General features: G+C 67.3%; 28 protein-coding genes. 13 read left to right on the top strand and 15 right to left on the bottom strand.

All coding sequences use genetic code 11. The features are described 5' to 3' along the window. Positions 1 to 13: 13 nt before the first annotated feature. The 6 genes from AC1G9C_RS04275 to AC1G9C_RS04250 all read right to left on the bottom strand — a co-directional run bounded on the left by AC1G9C_RS04275 (position 14) and on the right by AC1G9C_RS04250 (position 3443). Positions 14 to 253: a BolA family protein gene (locus tag AC1G9C_RS04275; protein ID WP_003459267.1), complete on the bottom strand. Its 240-nt coding sequence runs from the start codon at positions 251 to 253 to the stop codon at positions 14 to 16. A 146-nt stretch (positions 254 to 399) separates the two neighbouring features. Continuing rightward, positions 400 to 723 (bottom strand): STAS domain-containing protein, encoded by a 324-nt coding sequence (locus AC1G9C_RS04270; protein ID WP_457787953.1) that lies wholly within the window; start codon positions 721 to 723, stop codon positions 400 to 402. Continuing rightward, positions 720 to 1352 carry an MlaC/ttg2D family ABC transporter substrate-binding protein gene (locus AC1G9C_RS04265; RefSeq protein WP_397497928.1) on the bottom strand — a complete coding sequence of 211 codons (633 nt, stop codon included), beginning with the start codon at positions 1350 to 1352 and terminating at the stop codon, positions 720 to 722. Before AC1G9C_RS04265 ends, AC1G9C_RS04270 begins: the two co-directional genes overlap by 4 nt. Positions 1353 to 1366: 14 nt before the next feature. Continuing rightward, on the bottom strand, positions 1367 to 1837 hold the full coding sequence (gene mlaD, locus AC1G9C_RS04260) for an outer membrane lipid asymmetry maintenance protein MlaD (RefSeq protein ID WP_021445571.1): 471 nt from the start codon (positions 1835 to 1837) through the stop codon (positions 1367 to 1369). Beyond that, positions 1837 to 2634, bottom strand: a complete 798-nt coding sequence (gene mlaE / locus AC1G9C_RS04255; RefSeq protein WP_457787954.1) for a lipid asymmetry maintenance ABC transporter permease subunit MlaE — start codon at positions 2632 to 2634, stop codon at positions 1837 to 1839. Before mlaE ends, mlaD begins: the two co-directional genes overlap by 1 nt. Then, a complete protein-coding gene (locus AC1G9C_RS04250) occupies positions 2634 to 3443 on the bottom strand; it encodes an ATP-binding cassette domain-containing protein (RefSeq protein ID WP_397497926.1) in 810 nt (269 codons plus the stop codon). Before AC1G9C_RS04250 ends, mlaE begins: the two co-directional genes overlap by 1 nt. Before the next feature lie 244 nt (positions 3444 to 3687). Here AC1G9C_RS04250 and AC1G9C_RS04245 point away from each other — a divergent pair, with 244 nt between their 5' ends. The 10 genes from AC1G9C_RS04245 (at position 3688) to AC1G9C_RS04200 (ending at position 10677) form a co-directional block, all read left to right on the top strand. Continuing rightward, positions 3688 to 4662: a KpsF/GutQ family sugar-phosphate isomerase gene (locus AC1G9C_RS04245; protein WP_021445574.1), complete on the top strand. Its 975-nt coding sequence runs from the start codon at positions 3688 to 3690 to the stop codon at positions 4660 to 4662. After that, the gene (locus tag AC1G9C_RS04240) at positions 4662 to 5183 is read left to right on the top strand and encodes a KdsC family phosphatase (RefSeq protein ID WP_021445575.1); all 522 of its coding nucleotides are present in this window, start codon (positions 4662 to 4664) and stop codon (positions 5181 to 5183) included. Before AC1G9C_RS04245 ends, AC1G9C_RS04240 begins: the two co-directional genes overlap by 1 nt. A gap of 8 nt (positions 5184 to 5191) precedes the next feature. After that, entirely contained in the window at positions 5192 to 5758 is a 567-nt protein-coding gene (gene lptC / locus AC1G9C_RS04235) for an LPS export ABC transporter periplasmic protein LptC (RefSeq protein ID WP_480409537.1), read from the top strand. After that, entirely contained in the window at positions 5745 to 6290 is a 546-nt protein-coding gene (gene lptA, locus AC1G9C_RS04230) for a lipopolysaccharide transport periplasmic protein LptA (protein WP_122109014.1), read from the top strand. The genes lptC and lptA overlap by 14 nt, the downstream gene beginning before the upstream one ends. Beyond that, on the top strand, positions 6290 to 7015 hold the full coding sequence (gene lptB / locus AC1G9C_RS04225) for an LPS export ABC transporter ATP-binding protein (protein ID WP_021445578.1): 726 nt from the start codon (positions 6290 to 6292) through the stop codon (positions 7013 to 7015). The genes lptA and lptB overlap by 1 nt, the downstream gene beginning before the upstream one ends. 136 nt (positions 7016 to 7151) lie before the next feature. After that, a complete protein-coding gene (locus tag AC1G9C_RS04220; protein ID WP_397497925.1) occupies positions 7152 to 8645 on the top strand; it encodes an RNA polymerase factor sigma-54 in 1494 nt (497 codons plus the stop codon). Between the two features lie 99 nt (positions 8646 to 8744). Beyond that, the gene (gene hpf, locus AC1G9C_RS04215; RefSeq protein ID WP_003242873.1) at positions 8745 to 9053 is read left to right on the top strand and encodes a ribosome hibernation-promoting factor, HPF/YfiA family; all 309 of its coding nucleotides are present in this window, start codon (positions 8745 to 8747) and stop codon (positions 9051 to 9053) included. Positions 9054 to 9065: 12 nt separating this feature from the next. Further along, complete coding sequence (ptsN, locus tag AC1G9C_RS04210) at positions 9066 to 9530, top strand: PTS IIA-like nitrogen regulatory protein PtsN (RefSeq protein WP_021445580.1); 465 nt, start codon at positions 9066 to 9068, stop codon at positions 9528 to 9530. A 2-nt stretch (positions 9531 to 9532) separates the two neighbouring features. Further along, positions 9533 to 10390, top strand: coding sequence for an RNase adapter RapZ (rapZ, locus tag AC1G9C_RS04205; protein ID WP_021445581.1), 858 nt, complete (start codon positions 9533 to 9535; stop codon positions 10388 to 10390). A gap of 14 nt (positions 10391 to 10404) precedes the next feature. Then, entirely contained in the window at positions 10405 to 10677 is a 273-nt protein-coding gene (locus AC1G9C_RS04200) for an HPr family phosphocarrier protein (protein WP_021445582.1), read from the top strand. Positions 10678 to 10732: 55 nt separating this feature from the next. Here the strand turns inward: AC1G9C_RS04200 and pmbA are convergent, their stop codons facing one another. After that, positions 10733 to 12079 (bottom strand): metalloprotease PmbA, encoded by a 1347-nt coding sequence (gene pmbA, locus AC1G9C_RS04195; RefSeq protein WP_480409536.1) that lies wholly within the window; start codon positions 12077 to 12079, stop codon positions 10733 to 10735. Between the two features lie 134 nt (positions 12080 to 12213). Here pmbA and yjgA point away from each other — a divergent pair, with 134 nt between their 5' ends. Beyond that, positions 12214 to 12732: a ribosome biogenesis factor YjgA gene (gene yjgA, locus AC1G9C_RS04190; protein WP_021444455.1), complete on the top strand. Its 519-nt coding sequence runs from the start codon at positions 12214 to 12216 to the stop codon at positions 12730 to 12732. Between the two features lie 148 nt (positions 12733 to 12880). Here the strand turns inward: yjgA and tldD are convergent, their stop codons facing one another. The 8 genes from tldD to mreB form a co-directional block, all read right to left on the bottom strand. After that, positions 12881 to 14323 (bottom strand): metalloprotease TldD, encoded by a 1443-nt coding sequence (gene tldD / locus AC1G9C_RS04185; RefSeq protein WP_397497923.1) that lies wholly within the window; start codon positions 14321 to 14323, stop codon positions 12881 to 12883. A 2-nt stretch (positions 14324 to 14325) separates the two neighbouring features. Next, positions 14326 to 15174, bottom strand: a complete 849-nt coding sequence (locus tag AC1G9C_RS04180; protein WP_122109010.1) for a carbon-nitrogen hydrolase family protein — start codon at positions 15172 to 15174, stop codon at positions 14326 to 14328. 39 nt (positions 15175 to 15213) lie between these two features. Further along, positions 15214 to 19032 carry a YhdP family protein gene (locus AC1G9C_RS04175; protein WP_480409535.1) on the bottom strand — a complete coding sequence of 1273 codons (3819 nt, stop codon included), beginning with the start codon at positions 19030 to 19032 and terminating at the stop codon, positions 15214 to 15216. A gap of 12 nt (positions 19033 to 19044) precedes the next feature. Continuing rightward, positions 19045 to 20502, bottom strand: a complete 1458-nt coding sequence (gene rng / locus AC1G9C_RS04170; protein WP_021444583.1) for a ribonuclease G — start codon at positions 20500 to 20502, stop codon at positions 19045 to 19047. A gap of 40 nt (positions 20503 to 20542) precedes the next feature. After that, positions 20543 to 21139 (bottom strand): Maf family protein, encoded by a 597-nt coding sequence (locus AC1G9C_RS04165; protein WP_480409534.1) that lies wholly within the window; start codon positions 21137 to 21139, stop codon positions 20543 to 20545. Positions 21140 to 21188: 49 nt separating this feature from the next. Continuing rightward, complete coding sequence (mreD, locus tag AC1G9C_RS04160; protein ID WP_122109007.1) at positions 21189 to 21677, bottom strand: rod shape-determining protein MreD; 489 nt, start codon at positions 21675 to 21677, stop codon at positions 21189 to 21191. After that, positions 21677 to 22603, bottom strand: a complete 927-nt coding sequence (gene mreC, locus AC1G9C_RS04155; protein WP_457787959.1) for a rod shape-determining protein MreC — start codon at positions 22601 to 22603, stop codon at positions 21677 to 21679. Before mreC ends, mreD begins: the two co-directional genes overlap by 1 nt. Before the next feature lie 200 nt (positions 22604 to 22803). After that, the gene (gene mreB / locus AC1G9C_RS04150; protein ID WP_031303301.1) at positions 22804 to 23841 is read right to left on the bottom strand and encodes a rod shape-determining protein MreB; all 1038 of its coding nucleotides are present in this window, start codon (positions 23839 to 23841) and stop codon (positions 22804 to 22806) included. A 241-nt stretch (positions 23842 to 24082) separates the two neighbouring features. Between mreB and gatC the strand changes: the two genes are divergently transcribed. Next, positions 24083 to 24370, top strand: a complete 288-nt coding sequence (gene gatC, locus AC1G9C_RS04145) for an Asp-tRNA(Asn)/Glu-tRNA(Gln) amidotransferase subunit GatC (RefSeq protein WP_021444716.1) — start codon at positions 24083 to 24085, stop codon at positions 24368 to 24370. Positions 24371 to 24385: 15 nt separating this feature from the next. Continuing rightward, positions 24386 to 25837 carry an Asp-tRNA(Asn)/Glu-tRNA(Gln) amidotransferase subunit GatA gene (gatA, locus tag AC1G9C_RS04140; RefSeq protein ID WP_480409533.1) on the top strand — a complete coding sequence of 484 codons (1452 nt, stop codon included), beginning with the start codon at positions 24386 to 24388 and terminating at the stop codon, positions 25835 to 25837. Positions 25838 to 25845 lie beyond the last annotated feature (8 nt).

Here is a 25845-nt window from a genome sequence, read left to right as displayed (position 1 = left end):
GTCGCCCGCAGGCTCAGGAACGCGCGGCCCAATCGGCCTGGCTGAAGAATTTCATGGTCACGGCGTGGATGCTGCCATCGGCGATCCAGGCATTGAGGTGGGCATAGATCTGCTGCTGGCGTTTGACCGGGCTGAGAGCGGCCAGTTCGTCGCTGATCAGGTTGAGCTGGAAGTTGCAGCCTTCGCCTTCGACTTCCACCTGGGTATTCGGGAGTTTTTCCTCTAGGAGGCTTTTCACTTCTGCAGCCTGCATGCTCGACCTCGATTGACGCATATCGGGCTACCTGCGCCCGCGGGTCGGCCATCATACAAAAAAGCCCCCCGCCTGCGAACCCCGCATGAGGCAGCGCTGACGGAGGGTTTGTGCGCCATTCGGCGCTTGCGCCCCTCGCTGCGCCGTCAGCCGGCGCTGCCCGCGTCCTGCAGCGGCAACAGCTCCAGCAGGCCGCAGACCTGGGCGATCTCGCGCATGTCCGCGGGCAGGCCGCCGATGACCAGCGTCTTGCCCGCTGCCTGGGCGTCGCGCAGGAAGGCCAGCAGCAGGGCCAGACCGACGCTGCTGGATTTCTCCACCGTGGCGCAGTCGACCAGCAACTGCGCCGCGCTGCTAGCGGCGATCAGCCGCGCGCCCCGCTCGCGCAGGGCGGGACCGGTGGAATAGTCGAGCACGCCGGCCAGCTGCAGCTGGCCCGGTGCGCGCTCATCGATGCTCGCCTGACTCACGACTCACCCTTGGCTTCGCGCGCCTTGGCCACGGTATCGGCCCAGGTGTCGATGACCTTGTCCAGGTCGTTGCGATTGTTCTGCATGGACTGGGCGAACTGGTCGCGGAACAGCTTGCCGACGTTGATGCCGTTGATGATCACGTTGCGCAGCTTCCAGGTGCCGTCCTGCGCCACCATGGTGTAGGACAGCGGATAGACCACGCCCTTGCCGTCCTTGATCTCCATGTTCACCGCGGCGCGCTGCGGGTCCTGCTGGCCGGCCACCGGCAGCACGCGGATGTCCTGGTTGTTGTATTCGAGCAGGGCGTTGCCATAGAACTGCATCAGGCTGCGCTTGAAGTTCTCCTGGAAGCGCGCCATCTGCTCGGGCGAGGCCTGGCGCGAGTAGCGCACGGTCATCACCCCGCGGGAGATGCCGTCGACGTCCACCACCGGGCCGAGGATGTCGTTGAGCGCCTGGTAGAAGGCCGCCGGATCGCTGCGGTACTGCTCCTTGTTGGCCTTGAGATCGGCCAGCAGGGTGTCGGTGGTCTGCTGCACCACCTCGTGGGCGCTGGGCGCGGCCAGTGCCAGCAGCGGCATGGCGGCGAGCAGCGCGAGCAGGGAATTACGCAAGGTCTTGAGCATGGATCGGCCCCTCATCAATTGGCTTCGTCTTTATTGACCGAATTGAGCAGGAATTTGCCAATCAGGTCTTCCAGCACCAGCGCCGACTGGGTGTCGTGGATGGTGCCGCCGTCTTTCAGCACCGCCTCCTCGCCGCCGACGCTGATGCCGATGTACTTCTCGCCGAGCAGGCCGGCGGTGAGGATCGACGCGGTGGAGTCCTCCGGCAGGTTGTCCACCCGGCCTTCCAGCTCCATGGTCACGCGGCCCAAGTAATTGTCGCGATCCAGGTCGATGGCGGTGACCTTGCCGATGGTCACCCCGGCCATGGTCACCTTGGCGCGCACGGTGAGCCCGGCGATGTTGTCGAAATAGGCGTAGACCCTGTAGGTATCGGCCGCGCTGCCGACGCTCAGGCCGCTGACGCGCAGGGCCAGCAGCAGCAGGGCCAGCAGACCGGCCATAAGGAACAGGCCGACACCAATCTCCAGCGTGCGGTTTTGCATCAGAAATCTCCAAACATCAAAGCGGTCAGAATGAAATCCAGGCCGAGCACGGCCAGCGAGGCGTACACCACGGTGCGCGTGGTGGCGCGGCTGATGCCTTCGGACGTGGGCTCGCAGTCGTAGCCCTGGAACACGGCGATCCAGGTGACCACGAAGGCGAAGACGACGCTCTTGATCACGCCGTTGAGCACGTCGTCATGAAAGGAAACGCTGTTCTGCATGTTGGCCCAGAACGAGCCTTCGTACACCCCCAGCCAGTCGATGGCGACCATCGCCCCGCCCCAGATGCCGACCACGCTGAAGATCATCGCCAGCAGCGGCATGGAGATGAAGCCGGCCCACAGGCGCGGCGCGATGATGTACTTGAGCGGATCGACGCCGATCATCTCCAGGCTCGACAGCTGCTCGGTGGACTTCATGTTGCCGATCTCGGCGGTCAGCGCCGAACCGGCGCGCCCGGCGAACAGCAACGCGGTGACCACCGGGCCGAGCTCGCGCAACAGGGTTAGGGCGACCATCTGCCCCACCGCCTGCTCGGAACCGTAGTCGACCAGGATGTTGTAACCCTGCAAGGCCAGCACCATGCCGATGAACACGCCGGAGACGACGATGATCGCCAGCGACATCACGCCGACGGCGAACAGTTGCTTGACCAGCAGCTGAAACGGCTTGCCGGCGACGTTGCGGCCGAGCAAGGCGTGCAGCAGAAACAGCACCGAGCGCCCCAGGGTCGCCACCACATCGATACCCGCACGACCGAACAGGCGCAGCCGTTCGAGCGGAGCAATTCTACGCATCAATTTTTCCCCAACAGATCGTCGCGATAATCCGGCGCCGGGAAATGGAACGGCACCGGGCCATCCGGAATGCCCTTCATGAACTGGCGGATGCGCGGGTTATCCGACTCCATCAGCTCGGCCGGCGTGCCCTGGCCGAGCACCTGCGCATCACCGACCACATAGATGTAGTCGGCGATGCTCGCGGTTTCCGCCAGGTCGTGTGACACCACCACGCTGGTGATGCCCAGGGCGTCGTTGAGCAGACGGATCAGGCGCACCAGCACGCCCATGGCGATGGGGTCCTGGCCGACGAACGGCTCGTCGTACAGCAGGATCTGCGGGTCCAGGGCAATCGCCCGGGCCAACGCCACGCGCCTTTTCATGCCGCCGGACAGCTCGTCCGGCATCAGCTCGATGGCGCCGCGCAGGCCGACCGCCTGCAGCTTCATCAGCACGATGTCGCGGATCATCTCGTCCGGCAGCTGGGTGTGCACGCGCAGCGGAAAGGCCACGTTCTCGAACACGTCGAGGTCGGTGAACAGGGCGCCGCTCTGGAAGAGCACGCCCATCTGCTTGCGCATGTCGAACAGCTCGTCGCGCGACAGCTTCGGCAGGCTAACGCCACCCACCCGGACATCGCCAGCGGACGGCCGCAGCTCGGCGGCGATCAGGCGCAGCAAGGTGGTCTTGCCGCAACCGGACGGCCCCATGATGCCGGTGACCTTGCCGCGCGGAATGCGGATATCGACATTGTCGAAGATATCCCGCGAACCGCGCTGAAAACTGACGCCCTGCAACTCGATCGCGTAATCGTGCTCGGCGCTCATCTGAACTCCTTGAAAATCAAGCCTTCCTGGCAGACGCCGCCTCCCGAAGCGGGGACACGCGCCTGCAAGACGAGCCGAAATGGCCGCGGACTATAGCATTTGCCGCCGATGCCGCCCAAGAGCGGCGCCGTCCGGCGTTCAGACTTGCGACAGCATTGGCGTTCGCCAGGCGATCAGGACAGGTGAGCGCGGCGCCCTTTCCCGCTATAATCCCCGTCTTTTTCGTCCGACAGCCTCGCCGAGCATGAACCAGACCCGCGACCTGATAGATTCCGCGCAGCGCACCATCCGCCTCGAAATCGAGGCGGTGCAAGAGCTGCTGCCCCGCATCGACGCCAATTTCGTCAAGGCCTGCGAGCTGATCCTGGCCTGCCAGGGCCGCGTGGTAGTGGTCGGCATGGGCAAGTCCGGGCATATCGGCAACAAGATCGCCGCCACCCTGGCCAGCACCGGCACCACGGCGTTCTTCGTCCACCCGGCCGAGGCCAGCCACGGCGACATGGGCATGATCACCCGCGACGACATCGTTCTGGCCCTGTCCAACTCTGGCTCCACCGCCGAGATCGTCACCCTGCTGCCCTTGATCAAGCGCCTCGGCATTCGCCTGATCAGCATGACCGGCAACCCGGACTCGCCGCTGGCCAAGGCCGCCGAAGTCAATCTCGACGCCCGCGTCACCCAGGAGGCCTGCCCACTGAACCTGGCGCCGACTTCGTCCACCACCGCCAGCCTGGTGCTCGGCGACGCCCTGGCCATCGCCCTGCTGGAAGCGCGCGGCTTCACCGCCGAAGACTTCGCCTTCTCCCATCCCGGCGGCGCCCTCGGCCGGCGCCTGCTGCTCAAGGTGGAAAACGTCATGCACGCAGGCGAAGCCTTGCCGCGGGTGAACCGCGGCACCAGCCTGCGCGACGCCCTGCTGGAAATGACCCAGAAGGGCCTGGGCATGACCGTGGTGCTGGAAGACGACGGCCGCCTGGCCGGCATCTTCACCGACGGCGACCTGCGCCGCACCCTGGACAAGGGCATCGACGTGCGCCAGGCGCTGATCGACGAGGTGATGACCCCGCACGGCAAGACCGCCCGCGCCGAAATGCTCGCCGCCGAGGCGCTGAAAATCATGGAAGACCACAAGATCAACGCCCTGGTGGTGGTCGACGAGCAGGACCAACCGGTCGGCGCGCTGAACATGCACGACCTGTTGCGCGCGGGGGTGATGTGATGAACGACCTGTTGCGCCGCGCCCGCGCGATCAAGCTGGCGATCTTCGACGTCGACGGCGTGCTCACCGATGGCCGCCTGTACTTCCTCGAGGACGGCAGCGAGTTCAAGACCTTCAACACCCTGGACGGCCACGGCATCAAACTGCTGATCGCCTCCGGCGTGCGCACCGCGATCATCAGCGGGCGCAAGACCCCGGTGGTCGAGCGCCGCGCCAACAATCTCGGCATCCAGCACCTGTTCCAGGGCCGCGAGGACAAACTCGTGGTGCTCGACGGCCTGCTCGCCGAACTGGGCCTAAGCTACGAGCAGGTCGCCTACCTGGGTGACGACCTGCCGGATCTTCCGGTGATTCGCCGGGTCGGATTGGGCATGGCCGTGGCCAGCGCCGACGCCTTCGTCCGTGAGCATGCCCATGGCGTGACCCAGGCGCGCGGCGGCGACGGCGCGGCGCGGGAATTCTGCGAACTGATCATGCGTGCCCAGGGCACGCTGGATGCGGCCCAAGCCGCCTACCTGTAGAGCACAGCATGCAGCGTAAAGCCCTCAACTACCTGATCTTCGCCCTGATCGCCTCCCTGGTCGCGGCGCTCGGCTACTGGAACATCGCCCCCGACGGCGACCGCCAGGCCCAGCCGGCAGACAGCGACAACGCCGTGGACTTCTACGTGGTCGGCGCGCGCACCGTGCAGTTCCAGGACGACGGCAAGCTGCACTACCGCATGACCGCGGACAAGCTCGAACACGTCAAGGCCAGCGACATCACCCTGGTCAGCATGCCCAAGCTCGACCTGTACCGCGGCAGCGAACTGCCGTGGAAGGTCACCAGCCAGCGCGCCGAGGTCTCCCCCGGCGGCGTCGAGGTGGAACTCATCGACGACGTGCGCATCGCCCGCACCGACGCCGAGGGCCGCCCGACCATCATCACCAGCAGCCGCATGACCGTGATTCCTGACAAGGAATATGCGCAGACCGAGCAAGCCGTTAGAATCGTCGCGGCCAACGGGGTGACCACGGCACAAGGAATGAAAGCGTACTTGAACGACGGCAGGATGCTCCTGCAGTCCAACGTAAGAGGCCAGCATGAGGTTCGTTAACACCCTCCCCCTGATTCTCAGCCTCGGCGCCGCATTGGGAAGCGCGGCGGCCTGGGCCCTGCCGTCCGACCGCGAGCAGCCGATCCGCATCCAGGCCGACAGCGCCGAGCTGGACGACAAGCAGGGCGTGGCGGTCTACCGCGGCTCCGTGATCATCACCCAGGGCACCCTGAAGATCACCGGCGACACCGTGACCATCACCCAGACCGCCAGCGGCGACATCGACGTGTTCACCTCGGTAGGCAAACCGGCCTACTACGAGCAAAAGCCGGCGGCGGACAAGGAAATCGTCAAGGCCTACGGCCTGACCATCCAGTATTTCGCCAGCAACGAACGCATCGTGCTGATCGACCAGGCCAAGGTGATCCAGGAAGGCAACACCTTCGAGGGCGAGAAGATCGTCTACGACACCCAGCGCCAGATCGTCAACGCCGGCCGTGCCACGGGCACCAACGTCAGCGTGCCGCGCCCGCGTATCGACATGATCATCCAGCCGAAGAACAAACCCGCGGACCAGCAGGCACAGCAGTAATGGCCATTCTCAAAGCCCAACACCTGGCCAAGAGCTACAAGGGCCGCCAGGTCGTCCGCGACGTCAGCCTGAGCATCGAGAGCGGGCAGATCGTCGGCCTGCTCGGCCCCAACGGCGCCGGCAAGACCACCTGCTTCTACATGATCGTCGGCCTGGTGCGCGCCGATCAGGGCCGCGTGCGCATCGACGACCTCGACGTCAGCCACCAACCCATGCACGGCCGCGCCCGCGCCGGGATCGGCTACCTGCCGCAGGAAGCCTCGATCTTCCGCAAGCTGTCGGTGGCCGACAACATCATGGCCATCCTCGAGACGCGCAAGGACCTGGACCGCGCCGGCCGCCAGGCGGAGCTGGAAAACCTGCTGCAGGAATTCCACATCCACCACATCGCCGACAGCCTCGGCATGAGCCTGTCCGGCGGCGAGCGCCGCCGCGTGGAAATCGCCCGCGCCCTGGCCACCAACCCCAAGTTCATCCTGCTCGACGAGCCCTTCGCCGGCGTCGACCCGATCTCGGTGGGCGACATCAAGCAGATCATCCACCACCTCAAGACCAAGGGCATCGGCATCCTGATCACCGATCACAACGTGCGCGAGACCCTGGATATCTGCGAAACCGCCTACATCGTCAACGACGGCCAGCTGATCGCCGAGGGCGACGCCGAGACCATCCTCGCCAACCAGACGGTGAAAGAGGTTTACCTGGGCCACGAATTCCGCCTGTAGCTCGCCCGCTATTTCACTACAGAAATATGGCAAGCCCTAGGCAAAGCCGAGAAGTTCAGGCATATAATTTGCTTCCTGGTGGCGCCGCGGCGCCCTGTAGTGGAAGGCGTAACCCGCCGGTGAATTAAGGTCTGCAATGAAACCATCGCTAGTCCTCAAGATGGGCCAGCAGCTGACGATGACCCCGCAGCTGCAACAGGCTATCCGCCTCCTCCAACTGTCGACCCTGGACCTGCAACAGGAAATCCAGGAGGCACTGGAGTCCAACCCCATGCTCGAGCGCCAGGAAGACGGCGACGACTTCGACAACAGCGACCCCATGGCCGACGGCGCGGAAAGCGCCGCGCCCACCCCGAGCAAGGAAGACAGCTACCAGGAAACGACCCCCACGGTCGACAACCTGGAAGAGGGCGAATGGGGCGAACGCATCCCCAACGAGCTGCCGGTCGATACCGCCTGGGAAGACGTCTACCAGACCAGCGCCAGCAGCCTGCCGAGCAACGACGACGACGAGTGGGACTTCACCACCCGCACCTCCAATGGTGAGAGTCTGCACAGTCATCTGCTCTGGCAACTGAATCTGGCTCCGATGTCGGACAAGGATCGACTGATCGCCGCCACCCTGATCGACTGCATCAACAACGACGGCTACCTGGAAGAAAGCCTCGAGGAAGTCGCCGAATCCTTCGACCCCGAGCTGGACGTCGAACTGGACGAGGTGGAAGTGGTGCTGCACCGCATCCAGCAGTTCGAGCCGGCCGGCATCGGCGCCCGCGACCTGCGCGAATGCCTGCTGCTGCAACTGCGCCAGTTGCCCGCCGGCACGCCCTGGCTGAGCGAGACCCAGCGCGTGGTCGGCGACTACCTTGAACTGCTCGGCAGCCGCGACTACGCCCAGCTGATGCGCCGCAGCAAGCTCAAGGAAGACGAGCTCAAGCAGGTCATCGACCTGATCCAGCGCCTCAACCCGCGCCCGGGTTCGCAGATCGAGTCCAGCGAGCCGGAATACGTGGTGCCCGACGTCATCGTGCGCAAGCACAACGACCGCTGGCTGGTGGAGCTGAACCAGGAGGCCATGCCGCGCCTGCGGGTCAACCCGCAGTACGCCGGCTTCGTCAAACGCGCCGACTCCAGCGCCGACAACACCTTCATGCGCAACCAGCTGCAGGAAGCGCGCTGGTTCATCAAGAGCCTGCAGAGCCGCAACGAGACGCTGATGAAGGTCGCCACGCAGATCGTCGAGCACCAGCGCGGCTTCCTCGACTACGGCGACGAGGCGATGAAGCCCCTGGTGCTGCACGATATCGCCGAGGCGGTGGGCATGCACGAGTCGACCATCTCGCGGGTCACCACGCAGAAGTTCATGCACACCCCGCGCGGCATTTACGAGCTGAAATACTTCTTCTCCAGCCACGTCAGCACCGCCGAGGGGGGCGAATGCTCGTCCACCGCGATCCGCGCCATCATCAAAAAACTGGTTGCCGCAGAAAACGCGAAAAAGCCGTTGAGCGACAGCAAGATCGCTGGTTTACTGGAGGCACAAGGCATCCAAGTCGCCCGTCGGACAGTCGCTAAGTACCGCGAATCCCTCGGCATAGCGCCCTCCAGCGAGCGCAAGCGACTGATGTAGGCCAGATCGATTGGAAGCCTCTCGCTTCCAAGCCAAAGTGTTCCGGCGGCGGGTCGCATAGGACCCGCCTCTTACACAAGGCAACAAGGAGAAAGCGGTATGCAAGTCAACATCAGTGGACACCAGCTGGATGTGACCGACGCCCTGCGTGACTATATCGGCGAGAAACTCGGCCGATTGGAACGCCACTTCGACAAGATCACCAACGTTCAGGTGACCATGGAGGTCGAGAAGCTCAAGCAGAAGATCGAAGCTACCCTGCACGTCGCCGGCGGCGAGGTCGTCGCCAACGCCGAACACCAAGACATGTACGCCGCCATCGACCTGTTGGCCGACAAACTCGACCGTCAACTCATCAAGCACAAGGAAAAGCAGCTCGAACGCCTGCAAGGCGCCACGGCCCGCTGACATTCCCCATCCATGATCCGACTTGAAAACATCCTGACCCCCGGCCGTTCCCTGGTGAACGTGCCGGGCGGCAGTAAGAAACGCGTGCTCGAACAGATCGCCAATCTGGTGGCACGCGACCTGCCCGACCTGGATGCCCAGGACATCTTCGAAAGCCTGATCGCCCGCGAGAAGCTCGGCTCCACCGGCTTCGGCAACGGCATCGCCATTCCCCACTGTCGCCTGGCCGGCTGCAGCGCGCCGATCAGCGCGGTGCTGCGCCTGGACACCGCGGTGGACTTCGACGCCATCGACGGCGCCCCGGTCGACCTGCTGTTCGTCCTGCTGGTGCCGGAAGCGGCCACCGACGCCCACCTCGAACTGCTGCGCCAGATCGCCAGCATGCTCGATCGCCAGGACGTCCGCGAACGTCTGCGCCAGGCCCCGGCCAGCGCGGATCTGTACCAGGTGGTCGTGGACATCCAGAACGGTCAATAAGCATGCGCCTGATCATCGTCAGCGGTCGCTCCGGCTCGGGCAAGAGCACCGCCCTCGATGTACTTGAGGACAACGGCTTCTACTGCATCGACAACCTGCCCGCCGGCCTGCTGCCGGATCTGGCCGAACGCGCCCTGCTCAACACCGAGATGCTGCTGCCGCAGGTGGCGGTGTCGATCGACGCGCGCAACCTGCAGAGCCACCTCAAGCGCTTCCCGGAACTGCTCGAACAGGTGCGCCAGCGCAACATCCGCTGCGACATCCTCTACCTCGACGCCGAAGACGAGACCCTACTCAAGCGCTTCTCGGAAACCCGCAGGCGCCATCCGCTGACCGACGAGAACCGCTCGCTGGCCGAGGCCATCGCCGATGAGAGCCAGGTACTGGCGCCCATCGTCGACCTGGCCGACCTGAAGATCGACACCACCCACCTCAACCTCTACCAGCTGCGCGACAGCCTCAAGCTGCGCCTGCTGGGTCAGCCTGAGCCGGGCACCGCCTTCCTGATCGAATCCTTCGGTTTCAAGCGCGGCATGCCGGTGGACGCCGATCTGGTGTTCGACGCGCGCTGCCTGCCCAACCCCTACTGGAAGCCGGAACTGCGCGACTTCTCCGGGCTGCAGCAGCCGGTGGTCGACTACCTGGCGGCGCAACCGGAGGTCGAGGAAATGTACCAGGACATCCTCGCCTACCTGGAGAAATGGCTGCCGCGCTTCGCCGCCAGCAACCGTGCCTATGTCACCATCGCCATCGGCTGCACCGGCGGTCATCATCGCTCGGTATACCTGGCCAACCGCCTGAGCCAGGCGCTGAAAAAACCGCTGAAGAACGTCCAGGTGCGTCACCGCGACCTCAGCTAAGGAACTCCGCCGCGATGCCAGCCCGTGAAATCACCATCATCAACAAGCTCGGCCTGCACGCCCGCGCCGCCGCCAAGTTCGTCGGCGTGGCCAGCACCTACCCCTGCCAGGTGCGCATCGGTCGCTCCAGCGACAGCCTGGTGGACGGCAAGAGCATCATGGCGGTGATGATGCTGGCGGCCGGCAAGGGCACCCCGGTGCACCTGCACACCGAGGGCGAGCAGGATCACGAGGCGCTGGACGCGCTGGTCGGCCTGATCGAGAACTACTTCGAGGAAGGCGAGTAACCCCCCCAAAAAACCACAAGGCCACCCGCGGGTGGCCTTGTCGTTTCGGCCCATCTCAACTGCCGGCGACGGTCATCTTCTCGATCAGCACCGAGCCGGTGCAGATATTGCCGCGCCGTTCCAGGTCGCGGCCGACCGCGACGATCTGGCGGAACATGTCGCGCAGGTTGCCGGCGATGGTCACCTCCTGCACCGGGAACTGGATCTCGCCGTTCTCCACCCAAAAACCGGCGGCGCCGCGCGAATAGTCGCCGGTGACCAGGTTCAGGCCCTGGCCCATCAGCTCGGTGACCAGCAGGCCGCGCCCCATGCGTTTGAGCAGAGCGACCTGGTCTTCGTCGCCATGGCTGACGAACAGGTTGTGCACGCCGCCGGAGTTGGCCGTGCTCGGCAAGCCCAGCTTGCGTCCGGAATAGGTGCCGAGCACATAGGACACCAGCTCGCCCTTGTCGACGAAGGACTTGGCGTAGGTGGCCAGGCCGTCGCCGTCGAAGGCGGCGCTGCCCAGCGCCCGCGGCAGGTGCGGGCGCTCGTCGAGGCTCAGCCATTCGGGGAACAGGCGCTGGCCCAGCGCACCTTCAAGGAAGGAGGAATGGCGGTACAGGTTGCCGCCGGAAATCGCCGCCAGCAGGTGGCCGAACAGGCCGCCGGCCAGCTCGGCGGCGAACAGCACCGGCACCTCGCAGGTCGGTACCGGGCGCGCGCCGAGGCGGCTCACCGCGCGCAGCGCGGCGCGCCGGCCGATCTCGCCGGCGTCGGCGAGCAGTTCGCCCTGGCGGTTGACGTCGTACCAGTAGTCGCGCTGCATCTGCCCTTCGCCGCCGGCGATCATCACGCAGCTCAGGCTGTGGCGGGTGCTGGCGTAACCGCCGACGAAGCCATGGCTGTTGCCGTAGACGCGGCAGCCCTGGTGGGTGTTGAGGCTGGTGCCGTCGGCGTTGTTGACCCGGGCATCGGCGGCAAAGGCCGCCGCCTCGCAGACCAGCGCCTGCTCCACGGCCTGCTCGGGGCTGATCGACCAGGGATGGTAGAGATCCAACTCGGGCAGCTCGCGGGCCATCAGCGCGGCATCGGCCAGGCCGGCGCATTCGTCCTCGCTGGCGTGCCCGGCAATCGCCAGCGCTGCCGCCACCGTCTCGCGGATCGCCGCGCTGCCGGTGGCCGAGGTGCTCGCCGAGCCCTTGCGCTGGCCGACGTAGAGGGTGATACCAAAGCCCTGATCGCGATTGAACTCGACGGTTTCCACCTCGCCCTGACGCACCGTGGTGGACAGTCCCTGGCCGGCGGACACCGCCACCTCGCAGGCGCTGGCGCCCTGGCGCTTGGCCTCGGCGAGAATCTCTTCGACCTGCGCCTGCAACTGGGGCAGGGCCTGCGGGCCGATCACCTCTACTTCACTCATAACCACTCCGATTCTCAAAATAAGCTGCAAGCCACAAGCAACAGCCGAGTCCGCTCCCATCTTGCCGCTTGAAGCGTGCGGCTTGAAGCTGCCCCTACTGCTATCATGGCGGCGTTTCCCACTGGACCCGCCCCATGTCTGATTCCTTCGACGACTTCTCCCTGGAGAAGAGTAAATCCCAGGTCAAACGCGAGCTGCATGCCCTGCAGGAACTCGGCGAGCGCCTGACCACGCTCAAGCCGGACCTGCTGGCCAAGATGCCGCTGACCGACGCCCTGCGCCGTGCCCTGGCCGAAGCGCCGAAACACACCGCCAACGCCGCGCGCAAACGCCATATCCAGTTCATCGGCAAGCTGATGCGCGAACAGGATGTCGAGGCGATCCTCGCCATGCTCGACCAGGTGGACAGCTCCACCCGCGAATACAACGAGCGCTTCCATGCCCTCGAGCGTTGGCGCGACCGCCTGATCGCCGGCGGCGACGAGGCCCTGGAAGGCTTTATCGGCCAGTACCCGGACGCCGACCGCCAGCACCTGCGCGGGCTGATCCGCCATGCCCAGCACGAGGCGGCGCACAACAAGCCGCCCGCCGCCGCGCGCAAGGTGTTCAAGTACATCCGCGAACTGGACGAAATGCAGCGCGGCCTGCGTTGATAACCTCCATCCGTAACGCCGGTAGGTTGGGCTGAGCACAGCGAAGCCCAACATATGTGCGCCGAACGGACGCCAGTTCGACAGTTGAACGCCGGGCGGAGCGCTGCGCGCTCCCTGTTGGGCTTGGTCGCAAGCTCCTCAACCCAACCTACGCCCCCGTCCCGCCGACGGTGATGGCGTCGATCTTCAGGGTCGGCTGGCCGACGCCCACCGGCACCGACTGGCCGTCCTTGCCGCAGGTACCGACGCCGCTGTCCAGCGCCAGGTCGTTGCCCACCATCGACACCCGACTCATGGCCTCCGGGCCGTTGCCGATCAGGGTCGCGCCCTTGACCGGGGCGGTGATCCGGCCGTCCTCGATCAGGTAGGCCTCGCTGGTGGAGAAGACGAACTTGCCGCTGGTGATGTCGACCTGGCCGCCGCCGAGGTTGGCGCAGTAGATGCCCTTCTTCACCGAACGGATGATCTCCTCCGGGTCGCTCTGCCCGGCCAGCATGTAGGTGTTGGTCATGCGCGGCATCGGCAGGTGCGCGTAGGACTCGCGGCGGCCGTTGCCGGTGCGCGCCACGCCCATCAGGCGGGCGTTGAGCTTGTCCTGCATGTAGCCCTTGAGCACGCCGTTCTCGATCAGCGTGGTGCACTGGGTCGGCGTGCCTTCGTCGTCGACGCTGAGCGAACCTCGCCGCCCTTCCAGGGTACCGTCGTCGACTATGGTGCACAGGCTGGAGGCGACCCGCTCGCCGATGCGGCCGCTGTAGGCCGAGCTGCCCTTGCGGTTGAAGTCGCCCTCCAGGCCGTGGCCGACCGCCTCGTGCAGCAGCACGCCGGACCAGCCGGCGCCCATCACCACCGGCAGGGTGCCGGCCGGCGCGGGAATCGCCTCGAGGTTGACCAGGGCCTGGCGCAGCGCCTCGCGGGCATAGCCCATGGCGCGATCCTCTTCGAGGAAATAGCGGTAGTCGGTGCGCCCGCCGCCGCCATGGCCGCCGCGCTCGCGACGGCCGTTGTGCTCGACTATGACGCTGACGTTGAAACGCACCAGCGGGCGCACGTCGGCGCTCAGACTGCCGTCGTGGGCGGCCACCAGCACCCGGTCCCAGACCCCGGCCAGGCTCACGGTGACCTGCTTGATGCGCGGATCGAGGGCGCGGGTGGCGCGGTCGATGCGTTGCAGCAGCTCGACCTTCTCGGCGCGGCCGAGCACGTCCAGGGGGTTGTCCGGTGCGTAGAGGGCACTGACCTGCGGGCTGGCGAAGGCCTGCACTCGGCCCTGCTGCCCGGCGCGGGAGATCGAGCGGGCGGCGCGCGCCGCCTGGCGCAGGGCATCCAGGGTGATGGCGTTGCTGTAGGCGAAGCCGGTCTTCTCGCCGGACTGGGCGCGCACGCCGACGCCCTGGTCGAGGTTGAAGCTGCCCTCCTTGACGATGCCGTCCTCCAGCACCCAGGTTTCCGAGACCTGGCTCTGGAAATACAGGTCGGCGGCGTCGATCCCCGGGCCGGCGAGTTCGCCGAGCACGCCGGGCAGGCTGTCGAGGGTCAGGTTGCCGGGGGCGAGCAGGTGCTCGCTGACGGACATCAGCATCGGGTTCATGGTCACTCCACTGCAATCGGACGCACGGCGTCCGATGAAAGAATTCTGCGGTGCGCCTGCACCGGCATGCGTTGCCGGATCGCCGCCTGCTCGGCGCCGTCACGGCTGGCCAGCAGCACCGCCTGGCCCTGATCCTGCTCGGCCAGCACGCGGCCCCAGGGGTCGACGATGGCCGAATGACCGAAGGTCTGCCGCGGCCCGGGGTGCTCGCCACCCTGCCCCGCCGCCAGCACATAGCACTGGGTCTCGATGGCGCGGGCGCGCACCAGCACCTGCCAGTGCGCGGCGCCGGTCACCGCGGTGAAGGCCGAGGGCGCGCTGATCAGCTCGGCGCCGGCCTGGCGTAGCGCGCCGTACAGCTCGGGAAAGCGCAGATCGTAGCAGACGCTCAGGCCCAGGCGGCCGACCGGGGTATCGGCGACCACGATGCGCTGGCCATGGGCGAAGTCGTCCGACTCGCGGTAGCTGCCACGGTTGTCGGCCACTTCGACGTCGAACAGGTGCAGCTTGTCGTAGCGCGCCACCCGCTGGCCGGCGTCGTCGATCAGCAGCGAACAGGCATGCGGCTTGGCCTCGGGCGCCTCGTCCGGCGGCAACGGCAGGGTGCCGGCGACTATCCACAACTTGAGGTCGCGCGCGGCCCGTTGCAACCAGGGCAGGATTGGCCCCTGGCCCAGCGCCTCGGCACGGCCGAGCGCGGCCAGGTCGCGGCGGCCCATGGCGGCGAAGTTCTCCGGCAGCACCGCCAGGCGCGCGCCGCCGGCCGCCGCCTGTTCCAGCAGTTGGCGGGCCTGGGTCAAATTGGCCAGCACGTCGTCCTGACTGACCATCTGGATCACGGCAAAGGTCATGGCATACCCGATATGGGATGGAAGCGGATGGCTGACAGCTTACCTGGGTTTCTCGAAAGGCTTGTCAAAACTGATCTGCGGACTCTGCATGGGGCCCTTGACGTCGTACTGCACGCTGGCGAAGCGCGCCACGCGGTCGCCGAGCAGCTTGTCGACGACGAACAGCGCGCCGCCGATGGCCGGGGCGCCGACGATCAGCGCGGCCAGCGGCAGGTTGTTGGTCACCGGCAGGGTCACCAGCAGCTTGGCGTCGATCCGCTCGTTACGCATGTCGAGGTTGCCGTTGAGCTCCAGGTTGCTCGACGGGCCGCTCAGCACGATCGGCTCGCGGGTGACGAACAGGCCGTCGTTGGCCTGCAGCCGCCCCTTGACCCGGTCGTAGCTCAGGCCCTTGCCGAGCAGGTCGGAAAAATCCAGGCGCAGGCGGCGGCCGATGGAGTCGAAATTGAGCAGGCCGAACACCCGCAGCGCCTGCGCCGAACCCTGCACCTCGACGAACTGGCCGTTGCGCAGCGCCGGTTCCAGGCTGCCGGAGAAGCGCTTGAGCGACAGCCAGGCCGGCGAGCCCGGCCAGTTGCCGTCGATATCCAGGCGGAAGCTCTCGCTGGTGGCGCTGGGGGCATAGCCCCAGGCCAGCAGCACCTTGGCCAGGTCCTTGCCCTGCAGACGGCCCTGGTACCAGCTGCGCGTGGCCCCCGGCGCGCCGCGCCAGCCGGCGCTGCCGCCGACCTTGAGGCCCTGCAGGTCGAGATCGAGCTGGTCGAAACGCACGCCGTCCGCCTCCGGGCGCGCCTGCAGCGACCAGGCACCGAGAATCTTGGCGCCGCGCCGCACCTCGCCGATGCGGATATCCAGCGCCGGAATCTGCCGCGGGTCGACGGCCGCCAGCGGGTCCGGCGCATCCGCCGGCTTGTCCGGATCGGCGGGCGGCAGGCGCAGGTAATCGAGCTCCACGCGAATCGGCGTCTCCGCCGCATCGGCCAGCAGCACGCGACCGGCCGCCAGTTCGCTGTCCAGTTGCAGGGCCCAGGCCTGGCCCTCGCGCGCCAGGCCCACTTGCAGATCGTTGAACTCGCTGCCGAAGCCGCGGAAACGCTCGATCCGCAGCTGGGCGTCCTTGAACAGGCGCTGGCTCTCGGCGTCCACGCTCACCGCATGACGCTGGCGCACCTGCTGCCAGGCGTCCCAGTTCAGCTCGTCGAGCCGGCCGCGCAGGCGCAGGCCCTGGCTGCTGGGCAGCCGCGCCGGGGTGCCGCCGAGCATCAGCTCGCCGCGCCCCTGGCTCAGCTCGCCCGGCGGCGCGGCCAGGGCCAGGCTGGCCAGGTTCTGGTAGTCGAGCCAGTAGCGCCGCTCGCGGCCGGCCAGGGTCATGCGCCAGTCGGCGTAGCGCTCCTCGCCGGCCGCCTTGGCGAAGGGCGGCGGCAGGTCGATGGCCACGCCCTTGAGATTGGAGTCGACGCGCAGCTGGCTGTCGTCGCCGTCCAGGGTCAGGCGCAGGCGGTAGGGCAGCAGGCCGCTAAGCGGCAGGCTCTGCTCGATGCCGAGCCACTGACGCAGGGTCTCCACCTCGGCCTGGCCGCGCAGATCGAACAGGGTGCGTGTCCGTCCCCGCGCGCCTTCGGCGCTGATGCTGCCGCGCACCTGGCGGCCGAACACCTGGGCCCGCACGTCCGGCGCACTCAGGCCGCTGGCGCTGTTGAAACGGAATGCCCCCTGGATCTGGCTCAGTTGCAGGGCGGGATTGACCAGCTCGAGGTGCGCGCCTTCGGTGGCGAAGTCCACCACCACGCCGGGCGGCGCGCCCTTGGCCAGCGGGATGTCCAGCTGCAGGCGCCCGGCCAGCGGGCCCTCGCCCTGCCAGCCGGCGAACAGCTCGGCGGTGCCCAGCGGCGCCTCCTGCAGCAGCTTGAGGGCGTCGCCCAGGCTGCTGCTCACCTCGCCGTCGAGCTGCAGGCGCGGCGGCTGACCGTTGTGCAGCAGCGGGATAGCGGCGCTGACCGCGCTCACCTGGCTGTCCAGCAGGCGCCCCTGCTGCAGGCGCACGCGTACGCCGTCGTCCTCGATCAGCACCTGGCCGCGGCCTTCGCGCAGCGCCGGCCAGCCGGGCTGGAAGGCCAGCTCGGCCTCCGCCACCTGGAAGAACAGGCTGAGGCTGCGCGCCGTGATGGCCGCGCCCTTGTTCAGCGAACCCTGGTACTGGAAGTAGCCCTCCTCCACCTTGCCGGCACGGATCGCGCTCTGCAGCCAGCGGCTCAGTTCGGCGCTCATGCCCGGCGAGCGGGTCGGCAGGTATTTCTCGGTGTAGGCCGCATCGCCGTCGCGCAGGCCGACGCGCAGGTCCATGTAGTCCTCGGCGTCGGGGTCGCGGCGCATGCGGATCAGCATGTCGCCGGCGAGCTGCCCTTCCTCGCCGTCCAGGCGCATATAGGGGCTGGCCAGGGTCAGGCCATCGTCGTTCCAGGCCCAGCTCAGCCGCGCCTGAGCGTGGCGGTAACGCCAGGGGGCGGGGAACAGCTGATCCAGGTGCAGGGCGAAATTCTCGCTATTGAGGCGCAGCTCGCCCTGAAACGGGTTCCCCGACACGCTGCCGCTGACGTTCTCGGCCGCCGGCGCGCCGCGGTAGGCGGCGATGCCGACCCGCTCCAGGTTGGCGGCGAACTGCAGGCGCGCTGCGCCCTCGCGGCGCGGCTGGTAGTCCAGCTGCAGGTTGGCCACGCCGCCCACCGGGGCCAGCCCGGCCAGCGTCTGCTCGGCGGCCTCCGGCAGCGGCGCCAGGGCCTGGACCAGCGGCGCCCAGGCGGCCAGGTCGAAGCGGTCGGCGCGCAGTTGCCAGCGTTCGTCGTCGCTGCCGGCGTGGCTCTGACTCAGGGCCAGGTGCAGCTCGCCGATGCGCCGCTCGCCCTGGTTGAAGGCCAGGGAATCGAGCTGCACCTGTATCCCCGCGTCGCCACGCTGGAAATAGGCATTGAAGGCCAGATCCTCCAGGCTCACCGCCTCGCGCTCGGCGTAGCCGCCGCGCACCTGCGGCGCATGCAGGCGCAGCGCGCCGCGCTGCAACTCGCCGCCGCGACTGCTCAGCCACAGCTCGCCGCCGGCCTGCAGGCGCTGCACCTGCCAGGCGGCGGTCAGGCGCGGCGGCAGCCAGGCGGCCCAGTCGCTCTGCGGCAAACTCAGGTAGAGCTCGGCCTGGGTCTGCCGCCACTGCTGCGGCTGCATGCGGGTACGCAGCTGCAGGCTCAGCGGCTGGCCGTCGGGCAGCAGCAGGCGGGCGTCGAGACGCTGGCGGTTGACGCCGTAACGCAGGCTGAGGTTGAGGTAACTGAGTTTCAGCGGCTCCTGTCCGGCGGCCTGCAGCACCAGCTGGCTGTCCACCAGGCTCAGGCGCTGCACCACGCGCAGCCGTTGCAGCAGCTCGGCGATGTCGGCGCGCCCGCCCTGCGGCCCGTCGGGCAGGCCCTGCAGGCGCCAGCTGCCGTCGTCCTGCTGCTGCACGTGCAGCTGCAAACCGGTCAGTTGCAGGTGGCCGATGCGCGCGCGCCGTGCCAGCAGGCTGGCCAGCAGGTCCGGCACCACCCGCACCCGGTCCAGCACCAGGCGCTGCTCGCCATCGCCGACCTGCACGTCGCGCGCCACCAGCAAGGGGGCGAAGCCCTGCCACTGCCCTTCCAGCGCACCGATGCGCACCGGCACGCCGAGCGCGGCGCCGGCGCGGTTCTCCGCCTCCAGGCGGTACTCGGCGACCAGCGGCACCAGCTCGCGGCCCAGGCTGACGTACAGCGCCGCCAGCACCAGCAGCGCGGCACAGAGCCCCAGGCCCCAGCGCAGCAGGGCCATGAACAGACGGGCCAGCGCGTTCATCTCAGCGGCGCCTCAGAGCAGCACCACATCGTACTGTTCCTGGGAGTACATGGTTTCCACCTGGAACTTGATGGTGCGGCCGATAAAGGCCTCCAGATCGGCGACATTGCCCGACTCCTCGTCGAGCAGGCGGTCGACCACCTTCTGGTTGGCCAGCACCCGGTAGCCCTCGGCCTGGTAGGCGCGCGCCTCGCGCAGGATCTCGCGGAAGATCTCGTAGCAGATGGTCTCCGCCGTCTTCAGCTTGCCGCGGCCCTGGCAGGCGCTGCACGGCTCGCAGAGCACCTGTTCGAGGCTCTCGCGGGTGCGCTTGCGGGTCATCTGCACCAGCCCCAGCTCGGTGATGCCGATGATGTTGGTCTTGGCGTGGTCGCGCTCCAGCTGCTTCTCCAGGGTGCGCAGCACCTGGCGCTGGTGCTCCTCGTCTTCCATGTCGATGAAATCGATGATGATGATCCCGCCCAGGTTGCGTAGACGCAGCTGGCGGGCGATGGCGGTGGCCGCCTCGAGGTTGGTCTTGAAGATGGTCTCTTCGAGGGTGCGGTGGCCGACGAAGGCGCCGGTGTTGACGTCGATGGTGCTCATCGCCTCGGCCGGGTCGACGATCAGGTAGCCGCCGGACTTGAGCGGCACCTTGCGCTCCAGCGCGCGCTGGATCTCGTCCTCGACGCCGTAGAGGTCGAAGATCGGCCGCTCGCCGGGGTAGTGCTCGAGGCGGTCGGCAATTTCCGGCATCAACTCGGCGACGAACTGGGTGATCTTCTGGAAGGTCTCGCGCGAGTCGACGCGGATCTTCTCGGTGCGCGGGCTGACCAGGTCGCGCAGGGTGCGCAGGGCCAGCGACAGGTCCTCGTAGATCACCGAGGGCGCCTTGGCGTTCTGGATCTGCGCGGCGATCTGGTCCCACAGCCGGCGCAGGTAACGGATGTCGATGAGGATCTCGTCGGCGCCGGCGCCTTCGGCGGCGGTGCGCAGGATAAAGCCGCCGGCCTCCTCGATGCCCTCGGCCGCCACGCAGTCGGCGACCACCTGCTTGAGCCGCTCGCGCTCGGCCTCGTCCTCGATCTTCAGCGAGATGCCGACGTGGCTGGTGCGCGGCATGTACACCAGGTAGCGCGAGGGAATCGACAGCTGGGTGGTCAGGCGCGCGCCCTTGCTGGCGATGGGGTCCTTGGTCACCTGCACCACCAGGGCCTGGCCCTCGTGCACCAGGGCGCTGATCGGCTCCACCGCGGCGCCCTCGCGGGTGGAAATTTCCGAGGCGTGGATAAAGGCCGCACGCTCCAGGCCGATGTCGACGAACGCCGCCTGCATGCCCGGCAGCACGCGCACCACCTTGCCCTTGTAGATGTTGCCGACGATGCCGCGCTTCTGCGTGCGTTCGACGTGCACTTCCTGCAGCACGCCGTTTTCCACCACCGCCACGCGCGATTCCATCGGCGTGATATTGATCAGAATCTCTTCGCTCATGCATCCATCCCGCTGGATTGGGCGGCGCGCTGCCGCAAGTTTAGCGCTGGGCCGGCAACTGCCAGCAGGCAATGCCGAATTCGCCGAGCAACTCGGCCGTCTCGCACAGCGGCAGGCCGACCACCGCCGAATAGCTGCCTTCGAGGCGGCTGACGAATACCGCCGCCAGCCCCTGGATACCATAGCTGCCGGCCTTGTCGCACGGCTCGCCGCTGGCCCAGTAGGCTTCGATCTCGCGCTCGCTCAGGGCGCGGAAGGTCACGCTGCTGGCCACCACCCGCGCCGCCTCGCGTCCGCCGCCGGCCAGCGCCACCGCGGTCAGCACCTGATGGCTGCGCCCGGACAGCGCCTGCAGCATGGCGCGCGACTCGGCGAAATCGGCCGGTTTGCCGAGGATGCGCCCATCGAGCACCACCACGGTATCGGCGCCGAGCACCACGGCATCGGCTGACCCGCTCAGGGCGGCCAGGCCGGCGCGCGCCTTTTCCCGCGCCAGGCGCTCTACATAGGCGACGGCGGGCTCGTCTGGCAACGGATTTTCGTCTATCGCGGCGATTTGCGTGACGCAGGGCACGGCGATCTGCGCCAGCAGCTCGCGGCGGCGCGGCGAGGCAGAGGCCAGAAACAGCTTGGCCATACGAACTTCTCCCTGTCGGGCGAGGCGCGGCCGGCCGCAGCTGGCACGCTCAGTTGACGTTAAGGCGCTGGTGCAGCCCGCGCAGGATGACGCAGACCCAGGGCCAGAGCAGCGCGCTGACCAGCGCCGGCAGCACGAAGGCCAGGGTCGGCGGACGGCTGCCGGTCAGGGCATTGAGCCACAGCTGCACCAGCTGGGCCAGACCGAACACCACCAGCAGCACGGTACTCTGCTGCCACATGGGGAACATGCGCAGGCGCTGGTGCAGGCTCAGCACCAGGAAGGTGATCAGGGTCAGGATCAGCGCGTTCTGCCCGAGCAGGGTGCCGAACAGCACGTCCTGGGCCAGGCCGAGCACCCAGGCGGTGGTCATGCCGACCCGATGCGGCAGGGCCAGCACCCAGTAGGTGAGCAGCAGCGCCACCCACAGCGGCCGGCCGATCTGCATGAACTCCGGCAGCGGCGAGACGCTGAGCAGCAGGCCGAAGGCCAGGCTGAGCCAGATCACCCAGCCGTTGCGCGGTTGCACGCCGACCATCAGTTGGTCTCCTCTGCGGGGGCGGGCGACGCCACCGGGGCCGCGGCCGACTCGGCAGCGGCCGGCGCAGCGCCCTGGCTGCGCGCCTGCTCGGCCTCGCGGTCGGCGGCTTCCTGGGCCTCGGCGGAATCGTTGGCGCGCTGTTCCGGGGTGCGCTGATCGGAGAACACCAGCAGCAGGTAGCGGCTGCGATTGAGCGCGGCGGTGGGTACGGCGCGGACGATGGCGAAGGGCTGGCCGGAGTCGTGGATCACCTCCTTGACCGTGGCCACCGGGTAACCGGCGGGAAAGCGCTGGCCCATGCCGGAGCTGACCAGCAGGTCGCCTTCCTTGATGTCGGCGGTGTCGGCCACGTGGCGCAGTTCCAGGCGCTCCGGGTTGCCGGTGCCGACGGCGATGGCGCGCAGGCCGCTGCGGTTGACCTGCACCGGAATGCTGTGGGTGGTGTCGGTGAGCAGCAGCACCCGCGCGGTGTAGGGCATGATCTCGACCACCTGGCCCATCAGGCCGCGGGCGTCGAGCACCGGCTGGCCGAGGAATACGCCGTCCTTTTCGCCCTTGTCGATGAGGATGCGGTGGGTATAGGGGTTGGGGTCGACGCCGATCAGCTCGCCGACCAGCACTTCCTCGTCCAACAGCGCCGCCGAGTTGAGCAGCTCGCGCAGGCGCACGTTCTGCTCGGTCAGCGCGGCCAGCTTCTGCAGGCGACGCTGCAGCAGCAGGGCCTCGGCCTTGAGCTTCTCGTTCTCCGCCATCAGTTCGCTGCGACTGGAAATCTGCTGGGTGGCGCCATCCCAGGCGCGCACCGGCAAGTCGGCCAGCCAGTAGAAGGGCGTCAGCACCAGGCCCAGCTGGCTGCGCAGCGGCTTGAGCGCCTCGAAACGGGCATCGACCACCATCAGCACGGCCGAGAGCACGGCCAGCACCAGCAGGCGGATGCCCAGCGAGGGGCCTTTGGCGAAGAGCGGCTTAATGGCCGACCCCTTGTGCGCCGCGAGGGCGGAAGACGCGCGAGTTCATGCGAAAGACAAACCGATCCGGCAAGGAATGGGGCGAGTGTACTGCAGTGCTTGAACATGCGCGTGCCGCCCGAAGGCGGCACGGCGGACCCGGCTGGAGCGTCGGATTACTCCGAGGACAGCAGGTCCATGGTGTGGCGATCCATCATCTCCAGCGCCTTGCCGCCGCCACGGGCGACGCAGGTCAGCGGGTCTTCGGCGACTATCACCGGCAGGCCGGTTTCCTGCGACAGCAGCTTGTCCAGATCGCGCAGCAGCGCACCGCCGCCGGTCAGCACCAGGCCGCGTTCGGCGATGTCCGAGGCCAGCTCGGGCGGCGACTGCTCCAGCGCGCTCTTGACCGCCTGGACGATGGTCGCCAGGGATTCCTGCAGCGCTTCGAGCACTTCGTTGGAATTGAGGGTGAAGCTGCGCGGCACGCCCTCGGCCAGGTTGCGGCCGCGCACGTCGACTTCGCGGATTTCGCCGCCCGGGTAGGCGGTACCGATTTCCTGCTTGATCCGCTCGGCGGTGGATTCGCCGATCAGCGAGCCGTAGTTACGGCGCACGTAGGTGATGATGGCTTCGTCGAAGCGGTCGCCGCCGACCCGCACGGATTCGGCGTAGACCACGCCGTTCAGCGAGATCAGGGCGATTTCGGTGGTGCCGCCGCCGATGTCGACGACCATCGAGCCGCGCGCCTCTTCCACCGGCAGGCCGGCGCCGATGGCCGCGGCCATCGGTTCTTCGATCAGGAACACTTCGCGGGCGCCGGCGCCGAGCGCCGATTCGCGGATGGCGCGGCGCTCGACCTGGGTCGACTTGCACGGCACGCAGATCAGCACGCGCGGCGAGGGCTGCAGGAAGCTGTTCTCGTGCACCTTGTTGATGAAGTACTGCAGCATCTTCTCGCAGACGCTGAAGTCGGCGATCACGCCGTCCTTCATCGGGCGGATGGCGGCGATGTTGCCCGGGGTACGGCCGAGCATGCGCTTGGCCTCGGAACCGACGGCGACGACACTTTTCTGGTTACCGTGGGTACGGATGGCGACCACCGACGGCTCGTTCAGCACGATGCCGCGTTCGCGCACATAAATGAGGGTATTGGCAGTGCCCAGGTCGATCGACAGATCGCTGGAAAACATGCCACGCAGTTTCTTGAACATGGGGAAAGGGACCCTAGGCAACGCGTGGGTAAAGGCAAAGCGCGAAAACGCGCAGGTAAAAAGTGCGGCAAACTCTAACAACGGCAGGGATTTTGAGCAAGGCGGCAATATGGTAGATTGCCTGTTTTTCCGGGCCTTGCAGCCGCACATCGCGGCCTTTGACCGCCGGCTCGCGACATCCGTTCCCTGCGTCAGGCACGCATAGCAAGACCCCGATCACACTTCCACTGGAGAACCCCCGATGGCGCTTGAACGCTCCGAGGTGGAAAAAATCGCCCACCTGGCCCGCCTGGGCCTGAACGAAGGCGATCTTCCGCAAACCACCGCGACCCTGAACAACATCCTCGGCCTGATCGATCAGATGCAGGCGGTCGACACCCAGGGCATCGAGCCCCTGGCCCACCCGCTGGAAGCCACCCAGCGCCTGCGCGCCGACGTGGTCTGCGAGAGCAACCAGCGCGACGCCTACCAGGCCATCGCCCCGGCCGTGGAAAACGGCCTGTACCTCGTGCCGAAAGTCATCGAATAAAGGAAAGGGCCTGACATGCATCAACTGACCCTGGCCGAGATCGCCCGCGCACTCGCCGCCAAAGAATTCTCCGCCGAAGAGCTGAGCCGCAGCCTGCTGGCGCGCATCGCGCAGCTCGATCCGCAGCTCAACAGCTTTATCACCGTCACCAGCGATCTCGCCATCGAGCAGGCCAAGGCCGCCGACGCCCGTCGCGCCGCTGGCGAGAGCGGCGCCCTGCTCGGCGCGCCGATCGCCCACAAGGACCTGTTCTGCACCAAGAACGTGCTGACTTCCTGCGGCTCGAAGATCCTCACCGGCTTCAAGGCGCCCTACGACGCCACCGTGGTGGAAAAGCTCGCAGCCGCCGGCGCCGTGACCCTGGGCAAGCTGAACATGGACGAGTTCGCCATGGGCTCGGCCAACGAATCCAGCCACTACGGCCCGGTGAAGAACCCCTGGGACCTCTCCCGCGTACCCGGCGGCTCCAGCGGCGGCAGCGCCGCCGCGGTGGCCGCGCGCCTGCTGCCGGCCGCCACCGGCACCGACACCGGCGGTTCGATCCGCCAGCCGGCGGCGCTGACCAACCTCACCGGGATCAAGCCCACCTACGGCCGGGTTTCGCGCTGGGGCATGATCGCCTATGCCTCCAGCCTCGATCAGGGCGGCCCGCTGGCCCGCACCGCCGAGGACTGCGCCCTGCTGCTCGGCGCCATGGCCGGCTTCGATGCCAAGGACTCCACCAGCGTCGAGCAGCCGGTGGACGACTACCTGGCTGCCCTGAGCCAACCGCTGGCCGGCCTGCGCATCGGCCTGCCCAAGGAATACTTCGGCGCCGGCCTCGACGCGCGTATCGGCGAGAAGGTGCTGGCCGTGGTCGAGGAGCTGAAGAAGCTCGGCGCCACGGTGAAGGACATCTCGCTGCCGAATATGCAGCACGCGATTCCCGCCTACTACGTGATCGCGCCGGCCGAGGCCAGCTCCAACCTGTCGCGCTTCGACGGCGTGCGCTTCGGCTACCGCTGCGAAAACCCGGTCAACCTCGAAGACCTGTACAAGCGTTCGCGCGGCGAAGGCTTCGGCGCCGAGGTCAAGCGGCGCATCATGGTCGGCACCTACGCGCTGTCGGCCGGTTACTACGACGCCTACTACATCAAGGCGCAGCAGATCCGCCGACTGATCAAGAACGACTTCGTCGCGGCCTTCCAGGATGTCGACCTGATCCTCGGCCCGACCACGCCGAACCTGGCCTGGAAGCTCGGCGAGAAGAACGCCGACCCGGTGTCCGCCTACCTGGAAGACATCTACACCATCACCGCCAACCTGGCCGGCATCCCCGGTCTGTCGATGCCGGCCGGCTTCGTCGATGGTCTGCCGGTGGGCGTGCAGCTGCTCGGCAACTACTTCCAGGAAGGCCGCCTGCTGAATGTCGCGCACCAGTACCAGCAGGTCAGCGACTGGCATAAACAAGCACCGAGCGGCTTCTGAGGACGACA

The organism is Pseudomonas sp. ABa2 (assembly GCF_056676075.1).
Note: the sequence above shows the minus strand (reverse complement) of the source record. Positions and strands in the feature narration are given on the sequence as shown.